Origin of the sequence: Fodinibius halophilus (assembly GCF_011059105.1) — a bacterium.
In the GTDB taxonomy this organism is placed as follows: domain Bacteria; phylum Bacteroidota; class Rhodothermia; order Balneolales; family Balneolaceae; genus Fodinibius; species Fodinibius halophilus.
Genome location: NZ_JAALLS010000061.1, coordinates 1 through 1,711, shown reverse-complemented (window position 1 = coordinate 1,711; position 1,711 = coordinate 1). Strand labels below are relative to the sequence as shown.

The 1,711-nt window shown below is 32.3% G+C and carries 2 protein-coding genes; both read right to left on the bottom strand.

The annotated features are described in order from the left end of the window. Nucleotides 1–166 precede the first annotated feature (166 nt). Nucleotides 167–904: a DUF2971 domain-containing protein gene (locus tag G3569_RS18165; RefSeq protein ID WP_165271505.1), complete on the bottom strand. Its 738-nt coding sequence runs from the start codon at nt 902–904 to the stop codon at nt 167–169. 101 nt (nt 905–1,005) lie between these two features. After that, nucleotides 1,006–1,584: a hypothetical protein gene (locus G3569_RS18160; protein WP_165271504.1), complete on the bottom strand. Its 579-nt coding sequence runs from the start codon at nt 1,582–1,584 to the stop codon at nt 1,006–1,008. Nucleotides 1,585–1,711 lie beyond the last annotated feature (127 nt).

The following is a 1,711-nucleotide window of genomic DNA, read 5'->3' as shown; positions in this document are numbered from 1 at the left end:
CAACCTGCCGGGGCCGACGTGCAGTATAACGACATGGCGCATAAGGTGCAGGCACCAACATATTGAAATTGTTTACAAATGAAAGAGTAACTATAAAAAGAGAGGTTGGCAAGGATCGGCGAGGCCTGTCCCCTTAATGCGCTGGTTAGGTTGCTTACTTATAGATTTAACTCAGGACTCTAATTTCATTTTTATTAAGTCTATACAATTTTGATTGCGTAATATCCTTAGAATTAAATCCAAGTGAGGTCAATTTTTCAATCATATTTTCTTTCTTTTCATTTTTCAACCTTGGATCTAAAGCAATTTCAGAAAATACTTTTTTAGGGTTAACATTATATTTGAATAGTTCTGATGTAGGATATCTTTCCCGAAAGTAACTTATTAATCTGATTTCATCTTCGTAAGAAAAGGTTTCTCTTTTAAGTAATAGTTTCCTTGCCTCCAATAAACCATTTTTTGAATACTTTTTAGTTCTTTTAAATTTATCAATATGGGATTGAATTTCTTCTCTTTTGTAATATTCTACTTTACCTATATAGCAAAACTTCTTATCCGTCTTTCTGCAAACGTTTTGTAATGAATTAAACAATTTTTTTACAGTTGTTTTGACTTTGACTCCTGATTTTTTAGATGAATAAATACGCCACATTGCATCAGACTCATTTTTAAAAGTCCAACATTGACCATATATATTTTTTCTTGAATGGTTTCGTGCCGGTCCTCTATCTGTTTGTATCTTTTGATTTAAAAGGAAATTCTCAAGTGGATCATCCCATTTTGATGGATGTACGAGTGTGTTCTTTTTAGTTAATGCTAATTCACAGAAATACTTCAGACTAAAAATTCTATAAATTGGTTTATTTAAATCGCTCTCATCTAAGTTGATATAGCTTTCTTTCATTAATTTACTCCCAGAATTTCTTTGATCTAATCAGTTATTTATACCTTCTTCACGTTGAAAACTCATAGAATTGTTAATCGAAAGTATACAGTAAAGTTCAATCAGAAAAGTGTATAAAGTGCTACCCGATCAACTAATGTGGATTTGAAAAATGATATTTGCCATTTAGCCGCAGTACTTGAATCTATATCTCCAGTAATTTCAGATTGGACGAAATAAAGTCGGTGCCGATGAGTAGTAACTCTGCCTCTGATATAAATTTCAGGGTCTTCGGGTACAGTTTTATCGTATAATAAGACTTCACCAGTCGATGGTAACATATGCTTTACGTGAAAACCATCTTGGTCTAAGTCAGTTGCAATTTTTCTTAGCAAGCTATTAGTATCATACCTACTTGCTTTAGATTGTTCTAATTCAACAACCATAATTTGTTTTGAGTGAGTGGCACCATAATATTCATAACTGAAAGTAAATACGGTTATGTCATCCCCATTTTCTTTATACTTGTCAGTTATTTTAAATTCTGATTCTATCGTTGCTTTCTCACCATTATACTCAATTTCATAATCCCTCATAATGAGGTGATAATCATTGAATATTTGAGCCATAGAAATGTTGGGCAATGCAAGAATAAGAAAAGCAACGAACTTTAATATGATTGATGAATAGGCAATATTCATAGGAATAGTAATTTGAATTTATTTTTATTTGCTATCAAAAACAGTAGCCGAATAGTAAAATATGCTTCTTGATCCGAATTTAGGTTAAGCAACCTAACGACATTGCGGATAACCTGCGCAGCGATGA